Here is a 13036-nt window from a genome sequence, read left to right as displayed (position 1 = left end):
CGTCGCGCAGCCGGTTCATCTCGCCCCTGTGAATGTTTCCTGGTTCTTTCGCCGCAATTGCCCGTTGACGATTATTGCGATAACAGCTTCTCCAATTCTCCGCACCATGCGCTCCAGCCCTGCTTTGCTCCTTGTACGCCATACGGATTCGAGAAACCGGTTTGATCGAGATGGAGATTCACCTTCCCGTCGCTTAACTCCTCCAGCGTCCAGACGACCGTATGCTTCTCCCCTCCGCTGGCCCAAGAATAGGATAAGCGGCTTGGCGGTTCTACGATAAGCACTTCGCCCTCGATAATGCCGTCCCAATACTCGTTCGGCTGGGCGCGGAACTGAAATTGATGGCCTACGACGGGCTTAAAATCGTTTTCCAATACCCACTTGGCAAGCTGCTTGGAGTCGGTCAGGGCGGACCAAAGCTTCTCGATCGTCGTCGTATATTGAAAATCCAGGGATAAGGATAGACTCATTCTTCTTCCTCCTCTAATAGCAGATTCAAATTAAACATATTCATGTTCCAGAACTTCCTGTAGAAATCCAGCCAATCGTGAACTTCTCTGAGCGGAGCTGCGTTTAGTCTATATCTCGTTTCTCTGCCGACTTTGCGATCAAGCACCAGCCCGGCCTCTTTGAGAATCGTCAAGTGTTTGGATACCGCCGTCCGGCCCATATCGAACTGTGAAGTCAGCTCGTGAAGAGGTTTCTCTTCAGCTTCTGCCAGCATACGAATCAGTCGTCTTCTGGTCGGGTCTGCAATCGCGTCGAATACGTCTCGCAGCGGATTGTTCTCGTTCACAACACCCTCTCCTACGCAGTATTCCCAAGGAACAGCCGTCAATTTCTCCGACTGGACCTGACTGATTGGACACCTTTTGGTGACGTTTTGATTATAGGACACCGTTTGGTGTCGTGTCAACGTATTTTCCTACGGCTGTCCATTCTTCATACATGTACCTTACGATACGCCTCTGGACAGCTTCTTACAATTAAAGCATTTACAAGTTTAAACCATCATGCTACATTAAATGAAACCAAGGTTTTATTCATCGAAACGACCTGTTGCAAGCTATTAGTCGACAGCATTCATCCCATTCGTAAAGGAGTCTATGACCCATGTCCCAACAAATTCATACGGATCAAGCACCATTATTTCCGCTTCCTTTCTCGCAAGCTCTGCGCGCAGGCGATTTCGTTTATGTGTCCGGACAAGTTGGCGTCGATCCGCAGACGCGCGAGATCGTCGGAGATACGATTGAAGAACAGACCGCGCAATGTTTGCGCAACATCGAGATCATTTTGCAGGCGGCGGGACTGACTTTGGATCATGTTATTAAAGTGAATGCTTTTGTAAGCAAGCCGGAGGATTTCGCCGGCTATAACCGCATCTACTCCGAAATGTTCAAACAACCCTACCCTGCCCGCTCCTCGATTCAATGCGGAATCGGTCAATACTTGGTTGAAATCGAGGCCGTTGCTTTTGCGCCATCCATACGGGGTGAAGCTTAAATGGCATTACGCATCGCCGTCTCCGGACTTTTGCATGAAACGAATACATTTGCCCCGGGACTGACTCTTCTTGAGCATTTCAACAATGAGCGAAGCGTGACAAACGAGGAGTTCGAACGACGCTATTTGCATACCCGTACCTCTATGGGCGGCGTTATAGACGCTGCGGTGCAGCATGGCGCAGAGCTTAAAGTCGGACTCTATACATCCACAACTCCTAGCGGCATGATTGAAGCGGAAACAGCGGATAAATTAATCGACGATTTGCTGCGAACGCTGCCGCAAGAAATAGACGGATTAGTGTTGATTATGCATGGAGCGATGGTCTCCGAGCAGTACCCGGACTTCGAAGGCGAATGTCTTCGACGCTTGCGCGCCAAGGTCGGCGATCGCTTCCCGATTGCCATGACGCTTGATCTGCACGCTAATGTCAGCGAAGATATGACGCGCCTCGCAGATATTATCGTGGGCTACGATACCTATCCGCATGTCGATATGTACGAAAGAGCTGTGGAAGCGTTCGGCCTGCTTGCGGATACGATCGGAGGCCAAATAACCCCGACTCGCAGCAGCAAACATACGGGCATGCTGATTGTGCCGCAGGCGATGATGACTGAGGAAGGTAGCATGAAGCTGATTATGGAGCGCGCTTTCAAGCTGGAGGAAGACCCTCGCGTTCTAAACGTAACGGTCATAGGCGGATTCCCCTATAGCGATGTGGCCGATGCCGGCATGACCTTTATCGTGACCACGAACAACGATCAGCGGCTTGCGGACCAACTTGCGGCAGAGCTTGCACGGATGGCTGTAGATAGAAAAGAATCTTTTGCAATCGAGCAATTGCCGCCCAAGGAAGCGGTCGCGGCAGCTCTGGCGGAGCAGGAAGGCCCCGTCATTCTGGTGGAAGGTTCGGATAACGTGGGCGGAGGAGCTCCTGCCGATGCTACGTTTGTGCTGGAACAGCTCGTGTCTGTTCAAGAGAGCGCCTTAATTGTCATTCGTGATGTTGAAGCGGTCAATGAGGCTTTTCGTCTTGGCGTCGGAGCTTCGTTCACCGGACAAATCGGCGGTAAAAGCGACCGACTCCACGGCAAACCTGTCGAGGTGAGCGGCAAAATCAGACTATTGTTCGACGGCAAGTACCGTCATCTTGGCGCTTATATGACCGGACATATGGCCGATATGGGACAGACCGCCGTTGTGGAGAGCGGAAACCTTACGATCGTGCTGACGGAGAAACGCGTCGCCCCTTGGGATATCGGGCATATCAAATATGCCGGAATCGTCGCCGAACAGTATAAGATTATCGTCGCCAAATCGGCGATCGCTTGGCAAACGGCTTTCGGCTCTATAGCCAAAAAGACGATCTACGTCGATTCTCCCGGGTGCTGCAGCGCTAATTTGCATCATTTTGAATATAAGCATCTGAACAGACCGCTTTATCCGTTCGACGAAGTCCCTAGTCACGTTCGAGTATGATCGAATCATCGACAATACCGTCCAACAAAAAAACGATTGCTGCGTACGATGTGTACCGCGATCGTTTTTTTGCACTTCCGTCGAGCCTACGCTAGCAAAGATTGAGCCACATCATCGACGATACGGTTAATCCCCATCGGACCATAAGAGCCGATCCAGCTCGACGCGTCCACCGTATAGACATGCCGCTTCTTCACTGCGCTTAACGAATTCCATACGACGCTGCGCTGCATGTCGCTTACCCGCTCCTTAAACATCTCGTTGCTAAGCAGAAAATAATGATTGGCGTTTACTTCGGGCAACGACTCCAGCGAAATGTGGTATGCGGTATCGGACACGAAATCCCCGGCAATAAAAAACGGCGCGGGCAGTCCCAAATCCTCATATAAGATGGCCCCCGTGCGATGAATGACCGTATGAAGACGAATAAACGTGTCGCGCGGCCGAATGAGCGCTACGCGCTGGCCCTGCAGCTTAGCGGCCAGCTTGTCCGACAATCGCGCCGTCTTGTCGCGGTACTCCTGCAGCATTTTGTCCGCCTCATGCCGCTTGCCTGTAAGATCGCCGAATAGGCTCAGCATTTTGCGCCAATCCTCGTTTCGATGGAACATCAAGGTTGGGGCAAGCCGGCTTAACTGTCCATAAAGCTCCTCATGCATCTGCGTGCATACAATGAGATCGGGCTGCAGCGAGGCAATGGCCTCCAGATCGGGCTGCTCGCACGTTCCCAGCGCTCTGAACTGCCCTAAGCGGATCTGCAAATAATCGGGAAAACAGCTGATCACCGAGCCTCCAATCCCCACGCTGCCTGCTGGCAATTCATTCAGCGTAATCAACTGATCCGCATATTGAACATCAAGCACGGCAATGCGTTTTGGCGACCTCTGTAAACGAAGCTCCCCTTTGGCGTGTCTAACGACCAACCCGTCGTTTGCTCTATAGCTGGATACGGCTCCGTCGCGGGCTGCTGAAGCTGGCAAGGCATGCACTTGAATAGCAGCGGCAGCTCGGCGGTAATCCTGCGGCGCCGTTCCGTAATATTTCTTAAAAGCATTGCTGAAATAGTACATATCGCGGTATCCGACGCTTAAGGCGATTTCCTGAACGGTTGCCGAAGTATGCTGAAGCAGCTGTGCCGCGTGATCCATTCTGACCTTAATGACATACTCCATCGGTCCGAGCTGCTTCTGTTGCTTGAACCACCTCTGCAGCTGCCTTGAGCTGCAGTGCACAAGCTCCGCCATCGTTTCCAGCTTTAACGGCTTGTTGTAGTTCGCGTCAATATGTTTCGCAACAAGACTAACCGCCTCTGTAGGCGTTTGATAGCCTTCCGTCTGCAGCTGCTTCAGCAGCTCGTAGAGAAGGCTTTGAAGAAGCGCATGGGCATGGAAGCTTTCAAGTCCTTGTCTTGCGCTCCACTTGTGCTCGATTTGCTCCACAATCTGATGATGCGACAAGCGCTTGGCCGGACTGAATCCGAACGAAAGCTGCAGCGCATGGCGTTCCTCATAGCGAAAAGCCGGGTCTCTTGCGGCAGAATGCAGCAGCTCGGCGCTATAATAAATCGCAATATATTCAATCGGCTCCGCAGTCGCCGCAAGATTGATAACGGCATCCTTGCCTGCGTGGCACACAAAAAAGGGAGCAACCGTATAAGAAGTCCCGTCTACTAGCAGTTTTCCGTGACCGTTACGCGTAAAAAACAGCAGGTTTGCAGGCAAGCTATAATTGCGCAGATCGTTGCCCGGCAGCACGCTTAGCCGTTGAACGTCAAGCAATCTGATTGCGGTATCGTTCCATAGCGACAACTGTTGCAGCAGCTCCATCTCCCACATCTCCAAACCGAGTTTCATTATGGAATCGTTCTATCTTAGCCTTTTGTTCTCTTCTATCATTCTAATTGATAACGATTCTCACAGTCAATTCCTATGCGCTATAGTCCGAACCGGTAATCGTATGGTCAATTTATCAACTCCGTTTCGTTGAAAAAACAGTCCGGCTGTTGTAGAGAACAACGCCGGACTGCCGGTTACAGCTAATTATGGTTTGGGGCACTTTAAGCAATATTCGGGCGCCATTTGATAATAGAGACAGCAAGTCAGACGCTTGCTTCGCCCCGTAATGCGATGTTCTGCATCCAGCTCCGTAAAAGAGCTGAGCGGATTTCTCCTCATCCCGAACTGCTCGCCCGAAGAGCCTATCGTTATAAAGTGGAAATCGTCCTGCATTCGCCGCCATTGCTCTCCCTCTTGAGCTTCGTGGTGTACATACACCGGATTGATGCGCGCCATTACGTTTTCCCACAAAATCGCCTTCGATACCGAGCCTGCTGCGGCTAATCTTTTAATGATCGGACTCAGACTTTCGACGAATAATTGTCTGACGACCTCTGCCCGCCATGCGTCTCTCTTCCCGACTTCGGGTGCCGTAACCTGGACATCGGACAGGGCCATAAACGGAAAAGCGGTACCGGCAGCCGAAGCATTCGGATGAAAAAGTCGGCATTGGTCCAGCTCAACCTTAATCCCTTTATCGTAGTAGGTCATAGCGCTGAGAATCGGAGCGACGAGCAGATAGGCCACCCTTTTCACCAGCATGGAGGAAGCAACGCTAAGGCTCGGAGAACCGATATGTTCCTTAAGCCACTCCAAATACGCTCTGCACGGCTCCTCTATAAGCAACTCGCTTAAAGCCAGCGTTTTGACGCAGGACGATGGAGCATCCCCCATCTTCAAGCTGTAGTCGCCGGACAGTTCTTGCCAAGTATCCGAGGTCAAAAAAGGATCCATCTCTTACGGCTGCCCCAACAGAGCGGCCGCGGCCTGATCGACAATCAGATTGTTCGCGATCGGCCCGTAATAGGCAATCCACAAGGTACTGTCAATCCGATACACCCGATTGCTCTTCACAGGTTCCAAGGAGCTCCATACCTTCGTGCTTTCCAGTTCCTTGACTGCTTCCGCGAACATGGCATCCGACAACAAGAAATAATGGTCGGCGCCGATCTCGGGAACGGCCTCCAGTGAAATCTCATAAGCCGTGTCGTCTACTGCCGCTACAGATTCAGGAACCTTTAAGCCCAGATCCGTATAGAGAATCGAGCCCGTGCGATGCTGGGAAGTATGAACGCGAATCCCTTCCGTTCTTGGACGAATCAGCGCTACCGTGTCATCCCCCAGTTTGTCGGCAAGCTGTTGCTTCAATTTTGCGGTTTTCTCCTCATAGGCTTGCTGAACCGTCTGCGCCTCCGCTTGCTTGCCGGTTATTTTCCCCATCGTCTCCAACGTCGCGCGCCAATCCTCATAGAAATCCAACACCAGAGTCGGCGCGATTTTGCTAACGCTGTCGTACACCTTCTCTTGGAAGTCCGTCATCAGAATCAAATCCGGGCCAAGCGCCACCAATGCTTCCAGATTAGGCTCATCGCGCGTGCCCAATACTTTCACGTTCTCTAACCGATCGCTCAAATATTCCGGGAAATCGGTATCGGAGCCGGCGGCCGTGACGCTTCCTGCCGGCTGTTCATTCAACGCAATCAACTGGTCGACGAACTTAGTATCCAGAACTGCAATAACCTCAGGTTTTTTCTCGAGTGTATATTCGCCCTTCATGTGCGTAATAGTCACGGGAAAAGCGCCTTTATCTTCAGATGCGGGAGGAGCGCTCTGAGCCTCGGTTGGCGAAGAAGACGGAGATGCCGCCGGGATCGTGCTTGGAGAGCTTTCGTTCTTGCCTTCGTTACTCCCCGAACCGCACGCCGTCAGTAAAAGCGCCAAACAAATGAACCCTATTGCGAATTGAGCCGATTTACGAAATCTTTTCACTTTCTAATCCCCTTTTTTAAAGTTTGTGATAATGATTCTCATTGTCGTAGCTAATTTTACTTGGTTTTCGGCTCAATTCGAATGAAAGTTCGCGACAGACCGCTTGTAATTTTGCGACAATCTGAACGGGTATCCTCTGCATCGTCGCCCTTTTTACTTGCCGTCGGATGCGGATAAATACCGCTCCAATATCAGGACCGCTTTGGCGCGGTCATTGGTACCGATCTTGGCATAGATGTCGCTTAAATAGTTTTTGACCGTACCCTGCGTCAAAAACAGCTTTTCGGCCATTTCCTTGGCATTGTGTCCCCTCACCAGCAGCCTGGCAAGATCAAGCTCCCTCGTCGAGAACTCAAGCTCCTCGCCGAGTTGGCCCAACCGCTTGTTTTGTTTGCGGATGTTAAGCGCAAGCTTATTCGCCACTTTCCCGGTCAATAGCAAATTGCCGGACAGCGCTTCGTGGATCGCCTGCACCAGCTTCTCCCCGTCGATATCTTTAAGCAAATACCCGGAAGCCCCGTTGCTTAACGCTTCTATAATATAAGCGTCGTCGTCGAATGTCGTCAGAATGAGAATGATCACGTGAGGGTAGCGCTCCAGTATCGCTTCTGTCGCTTTCACGCCCCCCATGCCCGGCATGCGAATATCCATCAGAATAACGTCCGGAACGACCTCGCGAAGCCGTTCCAACGCTTCTTCGCCGGATTGCGCCGTCCCGACGATCTTGATGTTCGAGCGCAACGAGATCAACGTCTCCAGCCCTTCAAGCAATATTTTCTGATCGTCCACTAACATAACGCTGATTTCCGCCGCTCCGTCCATTACCCGTCCCCCTTTGCGATCGGCATTCGGATATGAAGCTCAAACCCCTTACCGGGTTCGCTTTGCACGCTGAATTGTCCGCCGACCGCCTCGATTTTTCCCTCCATCGATTTCAGGCCAAAGCCGTAAACGATCGAAGCGCTCCCTTGCCCATTGTCCTTAACGTTCATATGAATCGTCTCCTGTCTCTCCACCACGACAATCTCGATTACGCTGGCCCGGCCATGTTTAAGCGCATTGGTGATCGATTCCTTAACGACATTAATCATTACATACTCTTGAAGAGAAATCAGCGCAGACTTCACCTCGTAACCCAAATGAAAGCGAACGCCAGTCTGCTTCTCGGTATCGATAATGAGGGTGCGAATCCCTTGCTCCAGACCCAGTCCGCCGGCAATCCCATCCGTTGCTTTCAACGTTTTGACGACCTGGCGGATGTTGCCGAGCCCCTGCTTTAATTGCTCGCGCGCGACGCGGATTTTCTGGCGGGCCTCCTCCGGGCGTTGGTCGAATAGCAGGCCTGCGCCCTCCAGAGCAACTATCGCTGTCGTCAAATTGTGTCCCACCGTATCATGGACTTCTTCCGCGATCCGAGTTCTTTCTTTTAAGGCCGCCATCTCCTCCCGCATTTTCGCTTCCTGCAGCAGCGCTTCGTTTAACCGAAAATTCATATCCCTTTGATTAAGCAGAAGCTTTGTGCTCCAGATCGGAATGACCAGACAGGAGTAGCTCAGCAGATCGAATGCATGCTGCCACAGGTCCGAGCCGTCCTTGGGCCACAGCACCAAATAGGTCACAAATCCGCCATAGGCAAAAGGAACCGCGTACCACGACTTGTAATGAAGAATGATATCCGCCGCGAAAAGAACGAAAACGATCGTCTCGATCCCTGTCCCGCTTTGCAGAAACAATACGAACAGAATGACGATTTCGGCCAATGGAGAGACGACTGCGATCGGATGATACTTGGGATGATTCAATACGCGCTCCCAATGTCTGGCGAAATATAGCGCGATTAGCACGCCAACGATCGCGGCCCCCTTCGCTTGCGAGAGGGCAACGTAAAGCAACAGCAAAACCACGTAAGCGCACGACAACCCGTAAAAAAAGACCTTCGATAGTTTTGTATCGCTAAGCGTTTGAACGGTTGTAATCTGCATGAGTCTCACACATCCTGTAACGGTAAATGGCTTCAGATCAAGCCTAGAACAACTGCAGCGACAGCCGCCAGCAGCGGGATGGCTTCCACCCCGTGAATGATGACGGACGGCCAGAAGCTGCGGTATTTGACGTTTAAGAAGCCGTAGAAGAGCGATCCGACGAGGAATAACGGGATTTCCGAAATTTTATGAAGGTGATAGGCAGCAAACAATACGTTGTTCATTGCCCAATCCCATTTTCCGAATGCTCCCCTCATTTGCGGCAGCAGCACTCCGCGGAAAAACAGCTCTTCCCCCAGCAAGTAATTAAACAAACAACTGATAAGCGCGATGCCAAGCAAGTACCAGGCGCCCTCAAATTCGGGAGTCGCCAAATTTTCAATCAACGTATAGCTCTTGGGTGCCAACGCAGGGAACAGCCGGTTAACCGCCTCTTCCATAAACGAAAACAAGCCCGAGCTTTCAAAGAAAAAAGCGTAAAGGATGATCGGAATCGTAAATGAATACGCGAGCTTGTAGGTTCTCTTCGTTTTCGGATGCACGGGATGATTCAGCCATAATCGCTTTTGGAGCTTCCGCCAAGTCAATCGGCCTAACTCTCTTCTCAGAATCAAGACGGATAGCGCGAACTGCCAGATCATGCCGAGAATCATAAACAGCCAATACAGAATGCCGGGATGAATGCTGACGACCGGCGCCAAAAGCGGCATCAACACGAATCGGAAGAAAGCCATCGGCAAAGCTACCAATGCCCATAAGCCTATTATTTTACTAACGCTGTATTGCTTTACTTCTGTTTCGTTACTCACTCTTCCAACTCCTCCTACGACGCTTTTATTATGCTATAACCATAATAAAAAAGACCGTCATATGATAATTGACGATCGTCATAAAAGCGAAAAGGTGAAATTGAAAATAAAAACTGTTCACTTTTATTCCTCTTTTCTCTCCAGCATAATGAAGCCATAACTGAGAGCAAGGAGTGAACCATATGTTAAACCATCTGAAAGAATTGAACGATATTCGTCAAGCGGAGATGGAGCAGTTGATCTGCGAGCTCGAATTGGCGCGCTCGGCTCGTGAAGCAGAGCGGGAACAAGGCAGATCGCGCCGTAACGGCGCGGTCTGGCTTCGGAAACTATTCGGATACGGGAGAAGGAGGCGCGAGAGCGACGACTGCCCGCATCTGGAATGCCCGCTGCGTTCCAGCCCCTCCTCACCTCGCCTCTAAAAAGCGCGTAAAGATGTCCAGCATTCGGCCGTCCCCATATCCTTATTATCCGCTTGCCCGACGACGACCGCCTTCTGAACCATCGGCTCGTCTCCGATGAGACGCCCCCTGCCCCCCTGCTCGGGCGATGCCGCTTGACACCCTGCCAACGCCAACGCCAAAGCAACTAAACCTATCATGACTATCGCACGCGCTTTTTTCATCCGTATTCCTCCACCGCCGCCTCCCGTGAGCAGCCGTTCTTGTCCTTTTGTACGCTAATAGACGCACTGATCGTAGAAAGGTTGCCCGTTCGTCGATGGTAACATTTATGAAGTCAAACCGCGCGAGTCTCTTGACATCTTTGCATGCTAGAAATATAGTTATCACATACTATCCAGTATGTTCCAAGCATAAAATAATGCAGAGGTGTGCGCGAGTTGAGATCATCCGAACGGATTTTGGAAGCCGTGAATCGGTTAAGCAGCCGACTGCCGAAGGACAAGATCACCTTTGCGGATCTTGCCCGGGAGACAGGGCTGCATTGGACGACGATTCAGAGATTTTTCGGCAGCAAAGAAGCGTTAAAGGCTTTTTTGGCGCGGAATCATGACGAAGACGAACCGTTGAAGGCCGACACGCGAACGAAAATTATGGAGTCGGCCAGACGAGTTTTCGCCCGACATGGATTCAACGGGGCCTCTCTCGATCTTGTCGCTCACGACGCGGGCATGACTAAGGGAGCCGTTTATTGGCACTTCGCCAGCAAAAACGACCTCTTCCTCGCTCTGTGCGAGAGCAGCTTGAACCGTCTGCTGTCCGGTCTTCCGAAGCAGGCCCAGGAAGTAGTGAGCTCAGTGAATCCGATCGAGTCGTTCAGACGGATACTGGAGGCGGAATTTAAGGCATGCGAGGAGGATAAGGGGGAACGCCCCGCCCTGTTCTTCGAGTTCGTCTCAGGCGCTCGCGAGCCTCGCATTCGCGACAAGCTGGCCGACGCTTTTACCACGCTGCTCCAAGGGACTACAGCTATGCTGGAGGAGATGCAGCGCAGCCGAAAGATTGCGGTTAACGCTAATCCTCAGGGCTTGGCCATAGCGCTCCATTCGCTCATCAACGGAGTCGTGTTGATGTGGCTGATCGCGCCCAACCAGGTTTCGTTCGAACAGGTATCTGCAGAAATCTCCCGGATGCTGTGGCAAGGTATCGGCGCGGACAACGCTCGAACGTAAACAGCCCGTAGCTTTACGGGTTTTTGTTTCAGCGAAACATACTTATGAGTATGTAAATATCGCAAAAGGAGAGATGGAGCATGTGGTGGTTAAGCTTGTTGGCGCTCATTATTGGGTCTGGTACAGGCATGTGGGGATATAGCAACTATCGGGTCAAGAAAGACGAAGCGAAGCATCCCCCCGCCGGCCGCTTCGTGGAAGTCGAGGGAATTCGGCTGCACTATATCAGTCGGGGAGCCGGTCGCCCTGTCGTTTTTCTTCACGGCGGCATTCTGTCCTGCCGCGATTTCGAACGCGCGGCGGAGATCGTTGCAGGGCAAGGTTACCGGGCGATCGCCTTGGACCGCCCGGGTTACGGTCACAGCGGCAGACCGGCCGGCCCGGTGTCCGTGGACCGGCAAGCCGAACTGATTCATGCTGCCTTGAAGCAACTGGGGGTTGATCGGCCCATTCTGGTCGGACACTCCTGGAGCGGAGTCCTCGTTCTCACTTACGCCCTGCAGTTTCCTGATGACGTGACGGGGATCGTCGCTTTGAGCGCGGCAATGTACAAGGAAGGCTATCCCGCGGAGAACGGAGACCCGGTTTCCCGCTTGGCGACGATGCCGATCATCGGAAGCCTGCTGCTTCACACTTTGTTGCGCAGTCCTCTTGGCATACGGATGACGGACGGAATGCTGCGGCAAACCTTCGCTCCGGAGCCGATTCCTGCCGGTTATCGGGAAGACGTGCACGCGCTGTGGCTTCGACCCAAACAATTCAGAGCCAACCGCGAGGACATCCTGGCCTTCCCCCCGGCAGCGTCCAAGTTCAGCCTCGATTACGGCAGCATCAAGCTTCCCGTTGTATTTGCGGTTGGAGAAGACGATCCGTTCGACGTCGCAGCCCAGGCGGAGCGGCTAAAACGGGACCTCCCGCACGCGGAGCTCGTCCTGCTCCCCGAAGTTGCCCATATGATTCCGCAGAATCATCCGGAACTGGTGGCAAGTCTCGTTCATAGACTGGTCAGTTCCAAGCCTGGTCCCCTGGAAAAAACAAAGCGGCCTTCATCTTTGAGATAAGCAAGGGACGGCTTCAGCGATCAAATATATTTCGTCAAAATGTTCTCTACATGCTCCAAGTGGCGCTTCATCGTCTGAGCGGCCCGCTCCGGATCGCGTAGACGGACAGACTCGTAGATCGCGGAATGCTCCCGGTAGAGCTGTTCGGCCACCCGTTGATTGGAGTAGATTTCGACTCTGCGGATGTCGCGAATCGCAGCTTCCAGCTGACCGACGATCGATTCGAACAATCGAACCATAATCGAATTGTGCGTCGCCTTGGCCAACGTGAGATGGAACAGAACGTCCGTGCGTTCCCCTTCCAGCTCCTGTCCGACCGTCTGTTCCATCGCGTGCATCAACGCTTCGAATTCGGCCATATCGGCGTCAGTCCGCTTGACGGCAGCGATGGCGGCATTGGACACTTCCAGCGACTGCCGCGCTTCTAGCAGCTCCAGCAGAGTGCTGCGGTTTAGCCGGAGCGAATCTAGCTCGGGAACGGCCGCTTCGGCCGGAGCGTTGCGAATCACTCGGCAGCCGCCGCCTTGTCGGATCTCGATGAGTCCCATCGCCTTGAGCGCGCTTAGCGCTTCGCGAGTCGTCGAACGGCCCACGCCGAAGCTTTCCGACATTTCCTTCGTCGACGGCAGCTTATCGCCGACCTTGAATCTGCCGTCCAGAATCATCCCCATGAGCTGATCCTTGATCTCCTCGTAATGATTCCGTTTCGTTAACCGGGTTATCGCCATTCGCCTGCATGCCT

At 52.5% G+C, this 13036-nt stretch carries 15 protein-coding genes; 5 read left to right on the top strand and 10 right to left on the bottom strand.

All coding sequences use genetic code 11. The features are described from left to right. Window positions 1-71 precede the first annotated feature (71 nt). Complete coding sequence (locus tag DFP98_RS13785) at window positions 72-470, bottom strand: SRPBCC family protein (RefSeq protein ID WP_116061177.1); 399 nt, start codon at window positions 468-470, stop codon at window positions 72-74. Beyond that, entirely contained in the window at window positions 467-796 is a 330-nt protein-coding gene (locus DFP98_RS13780) for an ArsR/SmtB family transcription factor (protein WP_116061176.1), read from the bottom strand. The genes DFP98_RS13785 and DFP98_RS13780 overlap by 4 nt, the downstream gene beginning before the upstream one ends. Window positions 797-1113: 317 nt before the next feature. On the opposite strand from DFP98_RS13780, the gene DFP98_RS13775 reads away from it, so the two are divergent. Further along, window positions 1114-1506, top strand: coding sequence for a RidA family protein (locus tag DFP98_RS13775; protein ID WP_116061175.1), 393 nt, complete (start codon window positions 1114-1116; stop codon window positions 1504-1506). Next, a complete protein-coding gene (locus DFP98_RS13770; protein ID WP_116061174.1) occupies window positions 1507-2985 on the top strand; it encodes a M81 family metallopeptidase in 1479 nt (492 codons plus the stop codon). Window positions 2986-3071: 86 nt separating this feature from the next. Here DFP98_RS13770 and DFP98_RS13765 read toward each other — a convergent pair whose 3' ends face one another. The 6 genes from DFP98_RS13765 to DFP98_RS13740 form a co-directional block, all read right to left on the bottom strand. Next, on the bottom strand, window positions 3072-4811 hold the full coding sequence (locus tag DFP98_RS13765) for a helix-turn-helix domain-containing protein (protein WP_220377094.1): 1740 nt from the start codon (window positions 4809-4811) through the stop codon (window positions 3072-3074). Window positions 4812-5024: 213 nt separating this feature from the next. Then, window positions 5025-5774, bottom strand: coding sequence for a ferric iron reductase (locus DFP98_RS13760; protein ID WP_116061172.1), 750 nt, complete (start codon window positions 5772-5774; stop codon window positions 5025-5027). A gap of 3 nt (window positions 5775-5777) precedes the next feature. Continuing rightward, window positions 5778-6809, bottom strand: a complete 1032-nt coding sequence (locus DFP98_RS13755) for an ABC transporter substrate-binding protein (RefSeq protein ID WP_116061171.1) — start codon at window positions 6807-6809, stop codon at window positions 5778-5780. Between the two features lie 153 nt (window positions 6810-6962). Beyond that, the gene (locus DFP98_RS13750; RefSeq protein ID WP_116061170.1) at window positions 6963-7631 is read right to left on the bottom strand and encodes a response regulator transcription factor; all 669 of its coding nucleotides are present in this window, start codon (window positions 7629-7631) and stop codon (window positions 6963-6965) included. Next, on the bottom strand, window positions 7631-8791 hold the full coding sequence (locus DFP98_RS13745; protein WP_116061169.1) for a sensor histidine kinase: 1161 nt from the start codon (window positions 8789-8791) through the stop codon (window positions 7631-7633). Before DFP98_RS13745 ends, DFP98_RS13750 begins: the two co-directional genes overlap by 1 nt. Window positions 8792-8823: 32 nt before the next feature. Next, the gene (locus DFP98_RS13740) at window positions 8824-9600 is read right to left on the bottom strand and encodes a CPBP family intramembrane glutamic endopeptidase (RefSeq protein WP_116061168.1); all 777 of its coding nucleotides are present in this window, start codon (window positions 9598-9600) and stop codon (window positions 8824-8826) included. A gap of 182 nt (window positions 9601-9782) precedes the next feature. On the opposite strand from DFP98_RS13740, the gene DFP98_RS13735 reads away from it, so the two are divergent. Next, window positions 9783-10022 (top strand): hypothetical protein, encoded by a 240-nt coding sequence (locus DFP98_RS13735; protein WP_116061167.1) that lies wholly within the window; start codon window positions 9783-9785, stop codon window positions 10020-10022. On the opposite strand, the gene DFP98_RS13730 is transcribed toward DFP98_RS13735, so the two are convergent. After that, complete coding sequence (locus DFP98_RS13730; RefSeq protein WP_116061166.1) at window positions 10019-10225, bottom strand: hypothetical protein; 207 nt, start codon at window positions 10223-10225, stop codon at window positions 10019-10021. The two genes, DFP98_RS13735 and DFP98_RS13730, sit on opposite strands and share 4 nt — an antisense overlap. A gap of 216 nt (window positions 10226-10441) precedes the next feature. Between DFP98_RS13730 and DFP98_RS13725 the strand changes: the two genes are divergently transcribed. Together DFP98_RS13725 and DFP98_RS13720 are read left to right on the top strand one after the other, a co-directional pair. Continuing rightward, window positions 10442-11233 carry a TetR/AcrR family transcriptional regulator gene (locus tag DFP98_RS13725; protein WP_116061165.1) on the top strand — a complete coding sequence of 264 codons (792 nt, stop codon included), beginning with the start codon at window positions 10442-10444 and terminating at the stop codon, window positions 11231-11233. A gap of 80 nt (window positions 11234-11313) precedes the next feature. Then, the gene (locus DFP98_RS13720; RefSeq protein WP_116061164.1) at window positions 11314-12294 is read left to right on the top strand and encodes an alpha/beta fold hydrolase; all 981 of its coding nucleotides are present in this window, start codon (window positions 11314-11316) and stop codon (window positions 12292-12294) included. A 20-nt stretch (window positions 12295-12314) separates the two neighbouring features. Here the strand turns inward: DFP98_RS13720 and DFP98_RS13715 are convergent, their stop codons facing one another. After that, on the bottom strand, window positions 12315-13022 hold the full coding sequence (locus tag DFP98_RS13715) for a FadR/GntR family transcriptional regulator (RefSeq protein WP_116061163.1): 708 nt from the start codon (window positions 13020-13022) through the stop codon (window positions 12315-12317). Between the last annotated feature and the right edge of the window lie 14 nt (window positions 13023-13036).

Source organism: Cohnella phaseoli, assembly GCF_003386235.1.
GTDB lineage: Bacteria > Bacillota > Bacilli > Paenibacillales > Paenibacillaceae > Cohnella > Cohnella phaseoli.
Note: the sequence above shows the minus strand (reverse complement) of the source record. Positions and strands in the feature narration are given on the sequence as shown.

Excerpts from the sequence above, each read along its gene's own strand:
- DFP98_RS13715 (WP_116061163.1), bottom strand. The coding sequence starts at position 13,022 with ATGGCGATAACCCGGTTAACGAAACGGAATCATTACGAGGAGATCAAG.
- DFP98_RS13750 (WP_116061170.1), bottom strand. The coding sequence starts at position 7,631 with ATGGACGGAGCGGCGGAAATCAGCGTTATGTTAGTGGACGATCAGAAA.
- DFP98_RS13770 (WP_116061174.1), top strand. The coding sequence starts at position 1,507 with ATGGCATTACGCATCGCCGTCTCCGGACTTTTGCATGAAACGAATACA.
- DFP98_RS13765 (WP_220377094.1), bottom strand. The coding sequence starts at position 4,811 with ATGGAGCTGCTGCAACAGTTGTCGCTATGGAACGATACCGCAATCAGA.
- DFP98_RS13760 (WP_116061172.1), bottom strand. The coding sequence starts at position 5,774 with ATGGATCCTTTTTTGACCTCGGATACTTGGCAAGAACTGTCCGGCGAC.
- DFP98_RS13730 (WP_116061166.1), bottom strand. The coding sequence starts at position 10,225 with ATGAAAAAAGCGCGTGCGATAGTCATGATAGGTTTAGTTGCTTTGGCG.
- DFP98_RS13775 (WP_116061175.1), top strand. The coding sequence starts at position 1,114 with ATGTCCCAACAAATTCATACGGATCAAGCACCATTATTTCCGCTTCCT.
- DFP98_RS13745 (WP_116061169.1), bottom strand. The coding sequence starts at position 8,791 with ATGCAGATTACAACCGTTCAAACGCTTAGCGATACAAAACTATCGAAG.
- DFP98_RS13785 (WP_116061177.1), bottom strand. The coding sequence starts at position 470 with ATGAGTCTATCCTTATCCCTGGATTTTCAATATACGACGACGATCGAG.
- DFP98_RS13720 (WP_116061164.1), top strand. The coding sequence starts at position 11,314 with ATGTGGTGGTTAAGCTTGTTGGCGCTCATTATTGGGTCTGGTACAGGC.
- DFP98_RS13735 (WP_116061167.1), top strand. The coding sequence starts at position 9,783 with ATGTTAAACCATCTGAAAGAATTGAACGATATTCGTCAAGCGGAGATG.